10 protein-coding genes and 1 riboswitch are annotated in these 14,550 nt (G+C 62.5%); of the genes, 8 read left to right on the plus strand and 2 right to left on the minus strand.

Annotation, left to right across the window (positions count from 1 at the left end; genetic code table 11):
* Positions 1-96: 96 nt before the first annotated feature.
* A complete protein-coding gene (locus M2336_RS04920; protein WP_264574192.1) occupies positions 97-1,716 on the minus strand; it encodes a carboxylesterase/lipase family protein in 1,620 nt (539 codons plus the stop codon).
* 104 nt (positions 1,717-1,820) lie between these two features.
* Here M2336_RS04920 and M2336_RS04925 point away from each other — a divergent pair, with 104 nt between their 5' ends.
* The 8 genes from M2336_RS04925 to M2336_RS04960 all read left to right on the plus strand — a co-directional run bounded on the left by M2336_RS04925 (position 1,821) and on the right by M2336_RS04960 (position 12,780).
* On the plus strand, positions 1,821-4,676 hold the full coding sequence (locus M2336_RS04925) for a TonB-dependent receptor domain-containing protein (RefSeq protein WP_264574193.1): 2,856 nt from the start codon (positions 1,821-1,823) through the stop codon (positions 4,674-4,676).
* Between the two features lie 109 nt (positions 4,677-4,785).
* Positions 4,786-4,986 carry a hypothetical protein gene (locus tag M2336_RS04930; RefSeq protein WP_181561543.1) on the plus strand — a complete coding sequence of 67 codons (201 nt, stop codon included), beginning with the start codon at positions 4,786-4,788 and terminating at the stop codon, positions 4,984-4,986.
* Positions 4,986-6,068, plus strand: coding sequence for an FAD-dependent monooxygenase (locus M2336_RS04935; protein ID WP_264592594.1), 1,083 nt, complete (start codon positions 4,986-4,988; stop codon positions 6,066-6,068). The genes M2336_RS04930 and M2336_RS04935 overlap by 1 nt, the downstream gene beginning before the upstream one ends.
* Before the next feature lie 540 nt (positions 6,069-6,608).
* Positions 6,609-6,685: riboswitch (cyclic di-GMP riboswitch) on the plus strand.
* A 264-nt stretch (positions 6,686-6,949) separates the two neighbouring features.
* Complete coding sequence (locus tag M2336_RS04940; RefSeq protein ID WP_264574195.1) at positions 6,950-7,477, plus strand: DUF4402 domain-containing protein; 528 nt, start codon at positions 6,950-6,952, stop codon at positions 7,475-7,477.
* 19 nt (positions 7,478-7,496) lie between these two features.
* The gene (locus M2336_RS04945; RefSeq protein ID WP_264574196.1) at positions 7,497-8,069 is read left to right on the plus strand and encodes a hypothetical protein; all 573 of its coding nucleotides are present in this window, start codon (positions 7,497-7,499) and stop codon (positions 8,067-8,069) included.
* Positions 8,062-9,051 (plus strand): hypothetical protein, encoded by a 990-nt coding sequence (locus tag M2336_RS04950; protein ID WP_264574197.1) that lies wholly within the window; start codon positions 8,062-8,064, stop codon positions 9,049-9,051. Before M2336_RS04945 ends, M2336_RS04950 begins: the two co-directional genes overlap by 8 nt.
* Before the next feature lie 16 nt (positions 9,052-9,067).
* Positions 9,068-11,719 (plus strand): hypothetical protein, encoded by a 2,652-nt coding sequence (locus M2336_RS04955; RefSeq protein WP_264574198.1) that lies wholly within the window; start codon positions 9,068-9,070, stop codon positions 11,717-11,719.
* A gap of 131 nt (positions 11,720-11,850) precedes the next feature.
* Complete coding sequence (locus M2336_RS04960) at positions 11,851-12,780, plus strand: DUF4402 domain-containing protein (RefSeq protein WP_264574199.1); 930 nt, start codon at positions 11,851-11,853, stop codon at positions 12,778-12,780.
* A 61-nt stretch (positions 12,781-12,841) separates the two neighbouring features.
* Here the strand turns inward: M2336_RS04960 and M2336_RS04965 are convergent, their stop codons facing one another.
* Entirely contained in the window at positions 12,842-14,356 is a 1,515-nt protein-coding gene (locus tag M2336_RS04965; protein WP_264592595.1) for an amidohydrolase family protein, read from the minus strand.
* Positions 14,357-14,550 lie beyond the last annotated feature (194 nt).

Raw genomic sequence — 14,550 nt, forward strand, 5'->3', positions numbered from 1 at the left:
GCGACTTTCGCAGGGCCTGACAACGAAAGTCAATTGCTTTCGCATCTTTCGTTATTGAGCTGATGCAAGCAGAGCAGTTGCTCTGTCGCGGGTTGCTCAGTGAACCGCACCGTCGATCAGCCGCTGCGCAGGGCCAAGTGGATCTTCGACGGCCCGACTTTCCGTGTCGAAGATCATCGTCATATGTTGCCCAGGCCGATAGGGTGGCCATTCCGTCAGGCCCGGCGCATTGGGGCTGCCGTGCCGCGCAAATGCCAGCCAGGCACCGCTCATGGCGTCCGCCACCCTCTGGGGCGCCCGCGGATATTCGCCAAGGATCGATGGGGATGACGCGACAGTATCGAACACCAGCGGAAGGTCCAGGCTGTGCGGGGACCCCAGCCTCCCGCCTTCCACGGGTGTTTTCCAAGCAAGAAGATAGGCGAAGACATTTGCCCCGTCGCGGCCGGCCGCCAGGTCCTGCACATTTCGCGCGCCGCGCCCCATGCCCGCCTCGGTCGTGATGGCGAAATAGATTTGGCTGGGGGATTTCTCGGGATCAAGCGCGCGAAACCCGGCGATCAGGGCGGCCGGATCGGCGAACTGCGAGGCCAGCGCGGCGGCCGCCTCTTCCCATGAGAAGCTGAACGCGCCTTCCGGTGGGAACAGCACGGTCGTTTCGCTTGCCGTGTGGCCGACAAGGAGGGGGATATGGGCAGATTGCGCCGGGAAGCGCTTGTCGAATGGCCGGACGGGAAGGACCTGACCGTCGGCGACGATGCTGGGTCCACGCATCGGATGTCCACCTGCCGCAGACTGGAGGGCCTTGAGAAGCTGGCTATAGGATAGGGCACGAAGGGCGCGCAGATCGCCGGGCTCCACTCCCAATTCCTGGCACAAGGCGGTCGCAATGGCCCGGGCTTCGTCGGGGCTCTGCACAACGGTGCCGAATCCGCTCTGCAAAGCTGCCTTGTGGAAAAGACCAGACGCCGCCGGCATGTGCATCAGGGCCGCCACCTTGGATCCCCCGCCGGATTCCCCAAAGATCATAACATTCTCGGGGTCTCCCCCAAAGGCGGCGATGTTGTCGCGGACCCATTGCAGGGAGGCGACGAGATCAAGCTGGCCGACATTCGCCGGCGCATCCTCGCCCTCGCCGAGATAGAGATAGCCAAAGACGTTCAGTCGGTGGTTGACCGTGACGACGACGACATCGCCCTTTCGCGCCAGATTGCCGCCATCATAGACGTTGATGGAACCGGACCCGACGGAGACGCCGCCGCCGTGGAACCAGACCATGACCGGGCGGCGACCCGAGTCCGGTGCAGGTGTCCAAATGTTGAGCTTGAGGCAGTCTTCGCTTTCGCCCTCTGGCTCTGTCCATGATGAAAAGGCCGCTGTTGGCGGTGCGGTCAACTGCGGGCAACGATCACCGAACGTCGTCGCGTCGCGGATGCCTTGCCAGGACTGCGGGAGCGCCGGCGCGCGGAAGCGCCGATCGCCATCGGTCGGGGCGCCGTAAGGCAGGCCCTTGAAGGCGCAAACGTCATTTTCGCGGGCACCCCGCACGGCGCCCTGACGAGTCTGGGCATGGGGAGCTGCCTCGTCCACATTCCCCATCGCCCAAAGCGGAGAGGCGGCCATGCCGACACCCAGTGCGCTCCCGACAAGCACCGAGCGACGGGACATATTTGACATATCGGCGTGTGGAATACCGAAATCATCAAACGAACTCATCGAAACCTCCCCGTTTTCGCTTGTTATAATCGCATCTATTGAGTAATCAACGAATCAAGGTGTTACGTCAACGGTCGATCGCCAAAAACAGGGAGAGGGAACAAATGGCATATCAGTGCTCCAGCACGTCGCGCATGTGGCAGGGAAGCCTTGCATCACTGGCCGCAAGTTTGCTGCTCGCAACACCGGCCTTGGCTCAGCAGGACGAGGGGCGCGAGAGCAACGCATCGGCCGAAGCGCCGGCGATCATCGTCACCGGGTCGCGCATCCAAAGCTCAGGTTTTACGGCGCCGACGCCCGTGACCATGATCGGCGCGGAGGAGATACAGGCCCAAGCCGCGACCAACGTCGCCGATGTGCTGAATGATCTGCCGGCCTTCCGTGCTCAATCCACGCCCGCCACCACCGCCATCTTCATCGGCAGTGCCGGCGCACAAACCATGGACCTTCGCGGCATTGGCGGCACGCGCACGCTGGTGCTTGTCGATGGCCGGCGATTTGTCGGCGGCACCACGCAGGGCAATTTCACGCGCCCGGCTGGCGCGGTCGATCTCAACATGATCCCGACCTCGCTCGTTGAACGGGTGGAAGTCGTGACGGGCGGCGCCTCGGCGGCTTATGGATCGGATGCCGTGGCCGGCGTCGTGAACCTGATCCTGGCCAAGGACATTCAGGGCATTCGCCTGACCGCCCAGCAGGGCATATCCCAGCGCGGCGACGCCAGCGAAACCTCGCTGTCACTCGGTGCGGGCAAGGCATTTGCGGGCGGCCGCGGCCATGTGATCATCGGCGGTGATTACGTGAAGAACCGGGGCGTAGGCGACTGCTACACCAGAACATGGTGCGCGGAAGAATATGGTCCGGTGGCCAATCCGGTGCCCCAGCTCAACGGCCTCGCTCGCCAGCTGATCCTGCCGGACATGCGTCCGTCGGTCGCGAGTTTCAATGGCCTCATCCACACCGGGCCGCTGGCGGGGACCGAGATCGCGCCTAATGGCAACATCTTCCGGCATGATTATGGAACATATTATGGCGCGCCGATCTTCCAGTCAGGCGGCAGCATCGACCCGCAGCACGCTTTCTACCAATTCTTCCCGCTCTATTCGCCGGTCGAGCGCTACTCGCTATATGGCCGCGCGGATTTTGACGTGACGCCGGATATCAACCTGTTCGTCGAAGCCTCTTATGCCGACATCAAGGCCAGCAACCTGTCGTCGCAGGGCCGCCTCTTCCTTGGCACCGCGCCCACGATCCGGCGAGACAATGCCTATATCTCCCCGCAACTGGCAGCCGCGATGGACGGGGCTGGCGTCACCTCGGTCACGCTGGGGCGCATCACCAGTGACTTCGGGCCGCAGCGCGGGGAGACCAACCGCAACACCATGCGCTTTGTCGGCGGCCTGACCGCCCAACTCGGCAATGGCTGGACCGCCGATTTCTACTATCAATATGGCCGAACCAAATATCAGCAATATGGCTATAATTCGCTGATTACCGATAATTTCCAGCGGGCGGCCGACGCTGTCGACCAGGGCGCGTTCCTGACGGGGGTGCCCAATGGCAATATCGTGTGCCGCTCCACCCTGACCGACCCGACCAATCCGCTGGTGCAGGGCTGTCTGCCTTTGAACATTCTTGGCCAGAACAATTACAACCCCAACAATGTCGGCTATTCCTTCGGCACCGCCTTCCAGTCGACCCTGCTGACCCAGCATGTCGCTTCGGCCAGCGTTCAGGGTGAACTGGCCGATCTCTGGGCGGGGCCGCTCGCCGTGGCCGCGGGCGTCGAGTACCGCGTGGATGATGTGGAAGGGACCTCCGACCCGGTGTCCACGGCACTGCGCTTCCATACCAACAACACCGGCGCAATCACGGGGCCGGCGACCAAGGTGAAGGAAGGCTTTGTCGAAGCCAGCCTGCCACTGGCCACGGGATTGAGCGTCAATGGCGCCGTTCGGCTGACGGACTACTCGACCAGTGGCTCGGTCTGGAGCTGGAAGGCCGGCGGCGTGTGGGACCCCACCAACTGGTTGCGCCTGCGCGCGACCCGCTCACGCGATATCCGCGCGCCCAACTTCTTCGAGCTCAACAACCCCCGCTCGGCATCCTTCGCCTTCCTGACCGACCCGCAAAATGGCGGGGTCAGCTCGCTGACGCAGATTTTCGGCGGCGGCAATCCTGCCCTGAAGCCCGAGGTCGGCAACACCTTGACGGCGGGCGCGGTGCTGAACTTCGGCTGGTTGCGCCTGTCGGCAGACTATTTCGACATCAAGATCAGCGGCGCGATCGCGACGGTTGGTGCGCAGGTCATCGTGGATAGCTGTTCGAACGGCGCTTCGGAATTCTGCGCGCTCATCACGCGCAACAGCGCCAACGCCCTCGCGCGCGTCGAATCGGCAGCCCTCAACCTGAACACCATCAAGACCCGGGGCATCGATGTCGAAGCGCTGATCCGCAAACCGCTCGGCAGTGGCGACATCTCGCTTCGCACCGTCGGCACCTTCGTGTTCGATCTCATCACCGTCGATACCGTCCGTGCGATCGATTATGCCGGGCAGAATGGCTTCCCGGTCTCCGGTCAGTCGGGCCTGCCCAATTTCGAGGGATCGGCCACGCTCGGCTGGGAGAATGAGCATCTCGGCGGATCGATGCGGGTGCGCTACATTTCGGCGGGCAAGTACGACAATACCAAGATTGCTCCCGGCGACGCCGGATACAGCGCAACTGCTGTCAACAGCATCAACATCAATCATGTTCCGGCCTACGCCTATGTCGATCTGAACGCGCATCTCAACGTGTTCGAGAACGGCAAGCGCAGGTTCCAGCTGTTCGGCGCGATCAACAATCTGCTCGATCAGAACCCGCCCAATCGCATTCCGTCCAGCTTCGGCGTGACCAACCCGGCGCTGTACGATGTGATCGGCCGTAACTTCCGCATTGGGGTGCGTGCGGATTTCTAGATCAGGTTCGTGTGATGCAGGCGTGGGGGCGAGAGGACACCTCTCACCACCATGTCCGGCCTTCAATATCACTGGACCGCAGCACGCCATGGTGGCTATCGGCTGGGCCATGAGTGTCATCGCAACCATTATGAATTCGGCCACCGGCCAGCCCGTTCAGAAAATGACCTTCGGTCGCATGCCCAAGCCCTGGGCCAGCTTTAATCTGGAGAGCGGCGAGCTGGTGACGATCGATCGCGTGCAGGTCGGCAAACCGGCGCCCGGCAAGTTCGTTGCGCCTGTCGAGGTCTGGGTCACGCCGAAAAGCTGATGTCGGCGACCTCGGAGCGGATGAGCGACATTCTGATCGTCGGCGGCTCGCTCGCTGGCCTCATGACCGGCCTCGCCTTGTCGCGACATGGCTTCTCGATCACGCTGCTGGAGCGCTCGACCGATACCGACCGCACCGGGGCCGCGCTGCAGGTCGGCTATGGCTTGCTTGAGCAGTTGACCGGGCGCCCTCACGCTACGGGCGCGCTCGCCACGGGCGTCCAGGCATGGCAATTGGTCTATCGCGGTCTGCGCGCAGCGGCGGACGAGGCCGGCATTGTCGTCCTGCAGGATGCCCGTGTGGAAGCGACGGGAGAGACGGAGGATCGGGCCTGGGCAAGGACCGCCGATGGTCGGCGGTTCGACGGCAAGCTGCTGGTCGGCGCGGACGGCTATCAGAGCGTTGTGCGGCGGCAGGTCAGTCCGGAGCGCCCCGATGCGGTCTTCGCGGAGTATCTGGCCTGGGTCGGCTTTGCCGAAGAGTCGGCGCTGTCTGTCCGCTATCCGCCCAATCTGGAGTTTCTCGAGTCCGGGCCCTATGTGCTTCTCGGCTTTCCGCTGACAGCCGCCGATGGCAGTCCCGAGCGGGGCCACCGCCGGGTCGGCTGGGGCTGGTACGACGCCGGACATAACGCAATCCTGCGTAGAACAGGGGCGGTCGAGGGCGCGTTGGTGCGGCATTCGCTGCGCCCGAGCGACATGCCGGATGAATTGTTCGACGAGCTGGCCGCACTGGCGCGCCGGCACTGGCCATCGCCCTGGCGCGACGCGATCCTGGAATGTATCGCCCGCAAAGCGGTGCTCGGCACACCGGTCGTGGAATATTGTCCGGACCGCCTCGTCGCCGGCCGCATGTGTCTGGTTGGCGACGCTGCCCATGTCTGCACGCCGATGACAGGCAATGGCTTTGCAACCGCCGCGCAAGATGCTCTCACCCTCGCGTGCTACCTTGACCCGGTGGCCTTGCGGACCGACCCCAAAGCCGCGCTCGTGCGATATGAAGCGTCCCGGCTGCCCGAGGTACGCAGACTGGCGCGGTCCGGCCAGCAGATCAGCCAGAATTTCGTGCGCTCTGCCGGTTGAGGCGGTTGCTCTGACATAGCGGTGGGTCGGTAGCACGAAGACCTTTTCAAGCCTGCCTTTCGTTGCTCTCCGGCATTGCGCCGACATCCTGAGGCAGCGCCCCACCGCAGAAGCGCTTCGATGAGGGCCGACGCTTGGCCGCGTCGCGCGCTCCACGCCCTGACAAGCGAAGCGAGGGGAGAGGAGCCCAAGCGGCGCTTTTCGCGAGACGGGCCTTGGCATTTAGCCCGGATGTGTAATTCGTCGGGATCATAGCGACGGCAACGAAATACATCCTCATGGAATTCGGTTTGGCGCGAGCTAACCGCATCGTCGGTTCGCTTCAGTCCGCGAAGTTCTTGGCGTGTTGCTTAGGCTCTGATGATCCAAACCTCGCGTTTATTTCATTGAAAACAAACGCTCTCCTAATCGGGCTGCTCGATCGGCGGTTCAACATGGGAGTAGTCGCACAATTCTCCATCTGGTCGTTCACCACATAGGCGTTGACTGTGTAGCGTATAATAGTTAAATCAAAATTTACCTAATAGCGCCCGAGATTCTCGGTCGAAACGGCAAACCATCGGCGACGATGGGACGCAAAGCCTCCGGTCCCTCACAGGGATAGCGGGGTTACCGAAACGGAGAACTATTGTGGACCTGTCGTCCTCGCGCATTCCAGATCCTTTCCGCCCTCGTCGGGCAAGGGCCCGTCTTTGGCGACGGCCAGCAAGCACCCGTACCGATCATCACTTGATCCAGTTGCTTGCGACTGGTTCGCCAGACGCAGCCGCTTGCAATCCCAAGATCCGCGAAACGCTGCCGCCCGCGGGCCTGTAAGGCGCGTTTGGTCTATATTTTCCGATTAAATTCATAAGTATATCAAACAAGAGAAAGACAACCTCATGTCCGCAAACTTTAAGTCTATCGCGACGATTGCGATCCTGGCCTCTATTCCCGCGGCAGGCCATGCTCAGTCCTCAGCATCTGTGTCGACCACGGGTACAGCCCGGATCGTTCAGCCGATCTCGATCGCAAAAACCAGCGACCTTGCGTTCGGCACTATCGTGAAACCCTCGGTAGCAGGGACCAACACGGTCACTGTCGATGCCTCGACGGGCAACCGCAGCCTGTCTGGTTCCGGCGACGCCGTTGCCGCAGGTGGCACGACGTCGCGCGCAGCCTATACGGTCTCGGGTGAAGGGGGGCAGACCTTCTCGATTTCGGTGCCCGCCAGCTTCTCCATGACCGGTACGCCCGGCGGCACGATCACCGTCACGCTGACGCCGAGTGCCGCAACAGGCACATTGTCCAGCTCCATCGGCACAGCTGGCACCGCGACCTTCGGCGTCGGCGGTAGCTTCTCCCTGCCCAATACGCAGGCCTCTGGCAATTACTCGGGCACCTTCACGGCGACCGTCGCCTACAACTGACCCGTGACAGGAGCGTCTCGTGACGGTCTCATCATCCATCCGGATGGGAGCGCGCCTGTTGCGGGCGACCGCTCCTGCGCTGGGAGCGCTGTGCCTTTGCGCGGCGATTCCAGCCTCACAGGTGAACGCGGCTGAAGCGACCGCGAAAGGCCAGGTTTCGATCGTGGAGCCGGCTTCGATCAGGCAATCGGCGAAGGACATTGTCCTGCAGCCGGTGCTGGTTCTTCAGTCGAGCCTCCGGGTCATGATCTTGTCGCCAGGGCCGCAGTCAACAGAGAGCGACCAAAACGCCGGGCTTTCCATGGCCGCTCCTATTCAAATCGCCGGGGGCAGCAACCAGACGTTTTCTCTCCTGGTCTCACAAGCATTCGTCCAGCCAGGCACAGGGGGTTCGCTCAGGGTACCGATTGCGACGCTGAGCGATGATAATTTCCCGTCCTTTGAAGCCGGTCCCTCGGGGTTCGAGGATGTCCTCATGGGCCGGCTGAGCGGCGATGGGCTTCTGTCTGTTCCGCCGTTTCTTTTGAAAGCGCTACGCGACAGCTATGGGTCCGACGGCGGGCCTTTGCTGGTCCTGGCGCAATATGAATGAGCTGGAGACGCCGGTGATGACTCTGCCAGGCGTCGTGAAGCGTGTCACGCGATCTGCGAACCAACGCAAGAGCATCGCTATCGCTATCGCGTTGGTCGCTGGCGCCTTTCCATCCGCTTTTTGCACTTCCTCTTCTGCCCAGCCTGCGACGACAGAGCAGGCCGGCGGGAGCGCCAGCCTCAACATCAATCCAAAGCGGATCACCTTTGATAGGCTGGGGCGGACGGCGAGCATATTCCTCTTCAACCAGGGCACTGCCGAAGGGGTATATGACATAAGCTTTGTCGACCAGGTCATGTTGCCCACCGGCCAGATCCGCCCAACGGATGAAGCAGACGGCGCGCCGGAGGTGAGAGACCTCAGTGTCAAGCTTCAATCCGCGCGTTCCATGATGCTGGTGACGCCCAGGCGCGTGCTGCTCAAGCCGGGGACGGGGCAGACAATCCGTCTTCGTGCAGGTGGCACCGGCGACTGGCCCGCCGGCGAATATCGCACGCATCTGACGGTGACGGCGGTGCCGCCACCTGACACGGGCCTAACCGCCGATCAGGCTGCGAATGCTGAGCCCGGTGCTGTTTCGTTCCGCATCGCATCTGTTCTTGGGATTTCCATCCCTGTGATCCTGCGCATCGGCACGCCCCAGGTTGAGGCCGCGATCGAAAACACACGGTTCACGATGGAGAGCCCTGGGTCGGGGTCTGAGTTTAAAAGTCCTACGCCAGTCGTCACTTTTGACCTGGTGAGGCGTGGGCCGAATTCCCTTTTCGGCGATATCGAAATCCGGAAGGCGAAGGCGCGCCGCGAGGACGAGCCGTTGGGTGTCGTGCGCGGGATCGGTGTCTATCCTGAGATAGAGCGGCGACAGGTAAAGATCGCTTTGCGCTCTCATCCGCAGCGAGGCGAGCAAATCAGCGTTGTGTTCACCGACCAAGACACAGCTCCGGGGAAGATACTTGCGCAGAGCCAGATCTCCTTGCCGTAGCCTGTGGATTGGACTGATGCTCATGATCGCCACTGCTCAGCCTACTCCTCTTTGGGCGGACAACGGCGAACTGGCCGCTGACGATAATCAACTTTTGCTGCTGGAGGTTGTCCTTGACCGGGCATCTTTATCGGATGCGCTTCCCGCACTTCAGGTGGGCGAGGATATCGTTCTCATCCCCGTCGGCGCGCTGACGCGCCTTCTCGATCTGGATGTTCAGGTTTCACCGGCAGATGGGAGATTGACGGGGCAGGTGGGCCAGGCTCGCCAGTCCATCTTCCTTGATATTGCGTTGGGTGAGGCGCGGGCGGGCACTGCGCGCATCATTCTGAAGCCGGGTGACGCGCTGCAAGACAGCGGCGACATCTACCTGACCGTTTCCCTGATGGAACGGCTGCTCCCGGTTCGAATGACATTGGATGTGTCGGAATTGAAGCTCAATCTCGAGGCTCGAGAAAAGCTGCCCGTGCAGATGCGGGCTGAGCGGATGGCGCAGGGAGAGGGCATCGCGCATTCTGGCGCTGTCCTGGAGCCGGTTCTTTCGGTGGCGGCGCCAGCTGGCATGCTGTCTTTTCCCGCCTTCGATGTAACCATGGATTTGGGTTCCGATACGCGGGGGCAACCCTTTCAAAGGCGGTTCGATGTGCGTGCTTCGGCCGCATTCTTGAACGCCGGATTTCAAGGTTATCTCGCGTCCGACGATCATGGGAAGCCAGCTCTGGCGCGGTTGCTTCTTGAGCGGCGTGAGCCGAAGGGCGGCTTGCTAGGCCCCCTGCAGGCGACCAGTGCTTCCTTGGGCGACACATTCCTGCCGGCCCTCTCACTGGGGCCCAGAAGTGTTGCCGCGCGCGGCTTTGCGTTTTCAACCCGGCCTTTGGAGCAGGCGAGCATCTTCGAGCGCGTCGATATTCGCGGCGAACTCCCGCGTGGGCATGACGTCCAGATCTATGTGAACGACATTCTGAGCGGTGCGCAGTCGACGGCGGTCGAAGGACGCTACGAATTTGACGATGTCCCGCTGGTTCGCGGCCTCAATGTCATCCGGATTGTGGATTATGGCCCCAATGGCAGCCGCACTGAGACCACCCGGGTCATTTCCGTCGGCAGCGGACAGGCCGCTCCCGGAGAAATGATCATCGACTTCGGCATTGGCGAGCAGGGCAAGACCCTCATTGGCTTCGACGGCTCGCAGGAGCCATCCGTGGGCGCTGGGCGGCTCGTCGGTACGCTGAATGTGCTGTACGGCTTTTCCGAGCGCTGGACAGGCGCGGTCGGTCTCGCGCGCTACTCGCCCACGCAGGATGCCGCGCGCTTCCTCCTCTCGGCCGGCGTGCGAGGTTCGGTATTCGGCTTGGCTGTTCAGGGCGATGCAGCGCGAGACGGTCTGAGCGGATATGCTGCTGCCGTGGGCATCGCGGGCAAGCCGTTCGGGATCGCATCGACGATACGACGCGCTGAATTCCGAAATGGCTTTGTCGATGACGCCGCCCCCCATGGTGGTGACGGGCGCGCTCTGCGATCTGGAACCGAAGCAACTTTCGACTTTGGCCTGAAGACCGGAAACCGCTCGATCATTCCGGTGGCCTTGCGGATCGGTCAAGACGCCTATGTGGACGGACAGAGCGCCGTCTATGGGACATTGAGCATGTCGCTTCCCGTTGCCCGTGCGCTGGTCTCTGCCAGCTGGGATTATAACCGCGTGGCCGGGCCAGGGGCTCAAAACCGATTGACCGGAAATGTCTCGGCTTCTTTCAATCCGGGCTATGAATGGCAAGTTCGGGGCGGCTTTGACTATGATGTGCAGCCCTCTCTTCAGGCCCGATCCTTCAACCTGGCTGTCGACCGAAGCGTGGGAGAAGGCTCCTCCCTGCGGCTCGCGGCCGGACAATCATTTGTAACGACCTGGGATACGACGGCGGAAGCGGGATTGAGTGTCCGCTTGCCGATAGCCGATATTACCTTCAGCGCGGATTATTCCAGACCCCGAGGGGACTGGAGCGTCGGCATCCAGCTAAGCTTCAGTCTGGCCCCCAATCCGTTGAGCGGGCGCTACGCTGTGCGGCGCTCCGGGGCGGCATCGGGTGGGAATCTGGCGTTCGAAAGTTTCTTCGATTCCGATGGCAACGGTCGACGAGATCCGGGCGAATTGCCTGTATCCGGGCTCAAACTGAAAGGTGGGACTAGGGAGGAGGTCACCGACGCGAACGGCCGAGCGCTGGTGACGGGCCTGGGATATGGCCCCTCCGCCCGAGTCACGATAGGGCTGGATGATGTGGATTTGCCCTATGTCGCCGTCCCTCCCCAAATTGTGGAATTTGCGCCCGTCCGGGGCAAGGTGGCGGTGCTGGCTTATCCGTTCAAGCCGGTAGGGGAAGCGCTTGTCCACATCGTCTTGCGGCAACCGACTGGCAAGCTCGTGGGCCTGTCGTCCGTGCGCGCTGCGCTTGTGGGTGAGGATGGCACGCGGAAGGAGGCGGTTTCCGAGTTCGACGGCAGCATTTATTTCGAGAGCCTGCCTCCTGGCACCTATGATCTGCAACTCGATCGCGAGCAGGCCGGGCGGCTGGGCATGGCCATGGCCGCGCCGGTCTCCGTCACCATTCCGGAAGCGGGAGGCATGGCTCCGGACGCGAGCGCAACCGTCATTTTCGAAGGGACAAGGCATTGAGACATGCGACCGCATCTGGGGCGGCGCGCAGCGCTTGGCCCACCAGGCAGCCGGCGCTGGCGCGGCGGCTGCGCACACTGGCAGCGACTTGTGCGGCAATGCTCTGGGTGGCGCTTCCGCAAGGGCCGGCGTTGGCCCAGTCTTTCACAGTCAACACTATCACAACGAACACGCCGAACTTCGGCAATGTGGCGGCGGCGGCGAGCGGCAACACCGCCTTCGCCATTACGACGAGCGGCGCGGTCTCCTCGGCGGCGGGCAGCGGGGGAAATATCGCCTCGGGGACCAAGTCGGCCGCGACCGTCACCATCCGGTGCTCGGGTGGCAGCGCGTGCACGAGCGCGACCGCGATCGTCCGCCTCTTTTCGCTGACGACGATCAGTGGCCGGGCTCAGGCAGTCAAAAACTTCATTGTGGCTTCCGGCACCGGAACGGTGGGCGCTGTCACCACGAATCCCGATGGCTCGATCACCTTTCCCCTGACCGGCTTCTCCTCAACGAGCAGCCGCACCTTCCTCGTTGGAATGACCCTGCCGATTCTTGGCGATAACGCCTCTACCAGTACGAGCGCGTCAGCCTCATGGGGCGTGGGCGTCGCGAAATCGCCGACAATCCCCTCCGCATCCTCGCTTTCCCGAAACGCAATCGCGACCATTCGCAAGTCGCTGACCCTCACCAAGAGCAGCGATCTGGCGTTCGGCGCGATCCGGCCGCCTGCGAGCGGTAGCGGCACTGTCTCGATCAGCAACGTGAATGGTGCCCGGTCCATCGGAACGGGAAGCCCCGTCCTGCTTCCCGGCCTCACCAGCGGTCGCGCGCAGGTTTCCATTGGCGGACAGGCAAGCACGGCAATCACGGTCACAACGCCGGGCAGCCTGACAATGAGCGGGAGCGGCGGGGGCACGCTCAGCGTCACACTTTCGCCATCCGCCAGCGGCGCACAGACACTGAATACATCGGGCTCCCTCACGTTGGGCGTAGGGGGCACTCTCACGGTGCCGAGTAGCACAGCCTCGGGAGATTACGCCGGCAGCTTTGCCGTTACGGTGAGCTATAATTGACGAGCGTCCTGTTGCGCCTCGGAAGCTGCCGCAGGGCTCGCTTGAACCAGCATCGATGTATCTATTCGCAGCAATAGTAGCGCCCTATGGCCGACTTTGCCTGCGCGATGTCTCGCTCAGACGCCGGTGACCGGGCGAAGGCGTCTCGCGCTTCCTCGACGAGGCGCGCTTCTAGTGCGCGCAGATCGATCCCGGTGCATTGCCCTCCCTGAACGACGGGGCGACCGCGGATGAGCAGACATTCGACATGCTCGGCTCTGGCCCGTCCGAGCACAAGGCGGACAGGATCGGGATCAGGCATGACGCAATCGGCGGCCAGAACGCCGAAGCGAAGGATCAAAAGATCCGCATCCTGGCCTGCTGCGACCGTATGGGCGGGCGTCGAAGCAGCGCCGAGGATAGACTGCCTCCCCCAGTCGAAAACGCCTTTCAGGATTTTGCCGGGGTCGCGGCCCATGCCCCACTTCGTCTCGCGAGCGCCTACATGCCATGCCAGCCTCAGCTCCCGTAGCATATCCTCGTCGTCATCCAGAGCCATGCCATCCAGCCCGAACGCGACACGAACGTCGGCATCGAGCAGACGGCCGATCTGAGGCATGCCCGACCGGAGACGCAGATTGGAGGAAAGGTTGACGCTCACGATGACGCCGCGTTCGGCGAGTAGCGCGATGTCGCGATCATCGAGCCAGATTGCATGTGCGACAGTGAGCTGCTCATTGAGCAGGCCCAGGCTGTCTAGCCAGCTCACGACACCCCCCGGACAATTGGCCCGCGACCAATCCCGTTGAAGCTCGGTTTCCAACATATGTGTGTGCACCCGTCGTCCGTCCGCTGCTGATGCACGCGCGATCGCCTCGAGCGTCTCGGGTTTTGTCCATTGCGGCGCCACCGGATGGTACTGAAGCGTGAAATAGTCGTGCTCGAGTGCCTTGGCTTGCTCGAACCATGAGAAATTCGTGGCACAATCCCGCATTCCATCAGCGGACGCGAGAATTCCCGCGCGCTGTTCTTCAGGATAGAAAGCCGCGAGACGGGCCAGATCGCCGTAGACTTGGGGGTTTCTGTCAAAGAATGGCCAGCCAAACCCGACGCGGATTCCCACGTCGCGCGCGGCCCGCGACACAGCCTCCGCCTCAGCGAGCAAGGCGCGCCCGTCCTGCGTATTGTGGCAATGGTTTACGGCGGCGACACCACTCAACGCGATCCTGCCGAGCGCCACGACAGCGTTGAGCCAGGGATCGACTCGAGGGTGGCGGCGCAGGTCGGGCAACCAGCTTTCCAGAGATTGATCGGGCGCGCCAAAGGCGAGGGTCCGAAGGCCTCTGCCATGATCATGCGCGTTGGACAGTGCGGGCATGATCAGGCGCCCGGCCTCCTCCGGACTTAACAACTCCGCGGGCACCGGCTCGACCGTCACGATCCGTCCATCGGTACCGATGCTGATCCGGCTCGGTCCGAGCAGCGTGCCTTGCGCATCCACAAGGACGCGTCCCGCCAGCAGTGTCCGCAGTGTCATGACGGGTTTCCCATTCTGCCTGTGCTCACCCAAAACCCAACGGCCTTGATCTGCAATCACTCTAAAGCGCCTGGGCGCTCCAGGCGGTGCAAAAAAGAGATCGCTCGACGCCGCTTGCAACAACGCCGGACCCTCCTCTTACACATTTAGCAACAGGTCGGTTCGCTTCTTGCAATGGTGCAGCGGGCAAAACTTTGTCTTGATGTGCGTGCGCCGGGGAACGCGGTGCCCAGAAATGCTGGTCAACAGCAGGG

Origin of the sequence: Sphingobium sp. B1D7B (assembly GCF_025961965.1) — a bacterium.
Classification (GTDB): domain Bacteria; phylum Pseudomonadota; class Alphaproteobacteria; order Sphingomonadales; family Sphingomonadaceae; genus Sphingobium.

Coding starts and splice junctions, on each gene's coding strand:
- M2336_RS04920 (WP_264574192.1), bottom strand. CDS start 1,716: ATGAGTTCGTTTGATGATTTCGGTATTCCACACGCCGATATGTCAAAT.
- M2336_RS04925 (WP_264574193.1), top strand. CDS start 1,821: ATGGCATATCAGTGCTCCAGCACGTCGCGCATGTGGCAGGGAAGCCTT.
- M2336_RS04930 (WP_181561543.1), top strand. CDS start 4,786: ATGAGTGTCATCGCAACCATTATGAATTCGGCCACCGGCCAGCCCGTT.
- M2336_RS04935 (WP_264592594.1), top strand. CDS start 4,986: ATGTCGGCGACCTCGGAGCGGATGAGCGACATTCTGATCGTCGGCGGC.
- M2336_RS04940 (WP_264574195.1), top strand. CDS start 6,950: ATGTCCGCAAACTTTAAGTCTATCGCGACGATTGCGATCCTGGCCTCT.
- M2336_RS04950 (WP_264574197.1), top strand. CDS start 8,062: ATGAATGAGCTGGAGACGCCGGTGATGACTCTGCCAGGCGTCGTGAAG.
- M2336_RS04955 (WP_264574198.1), top strand. CDS start 9,068: ATGCTCATGATCGCCACTGCTCAGCCTACTCCTCTTTGGGCGGACAAC.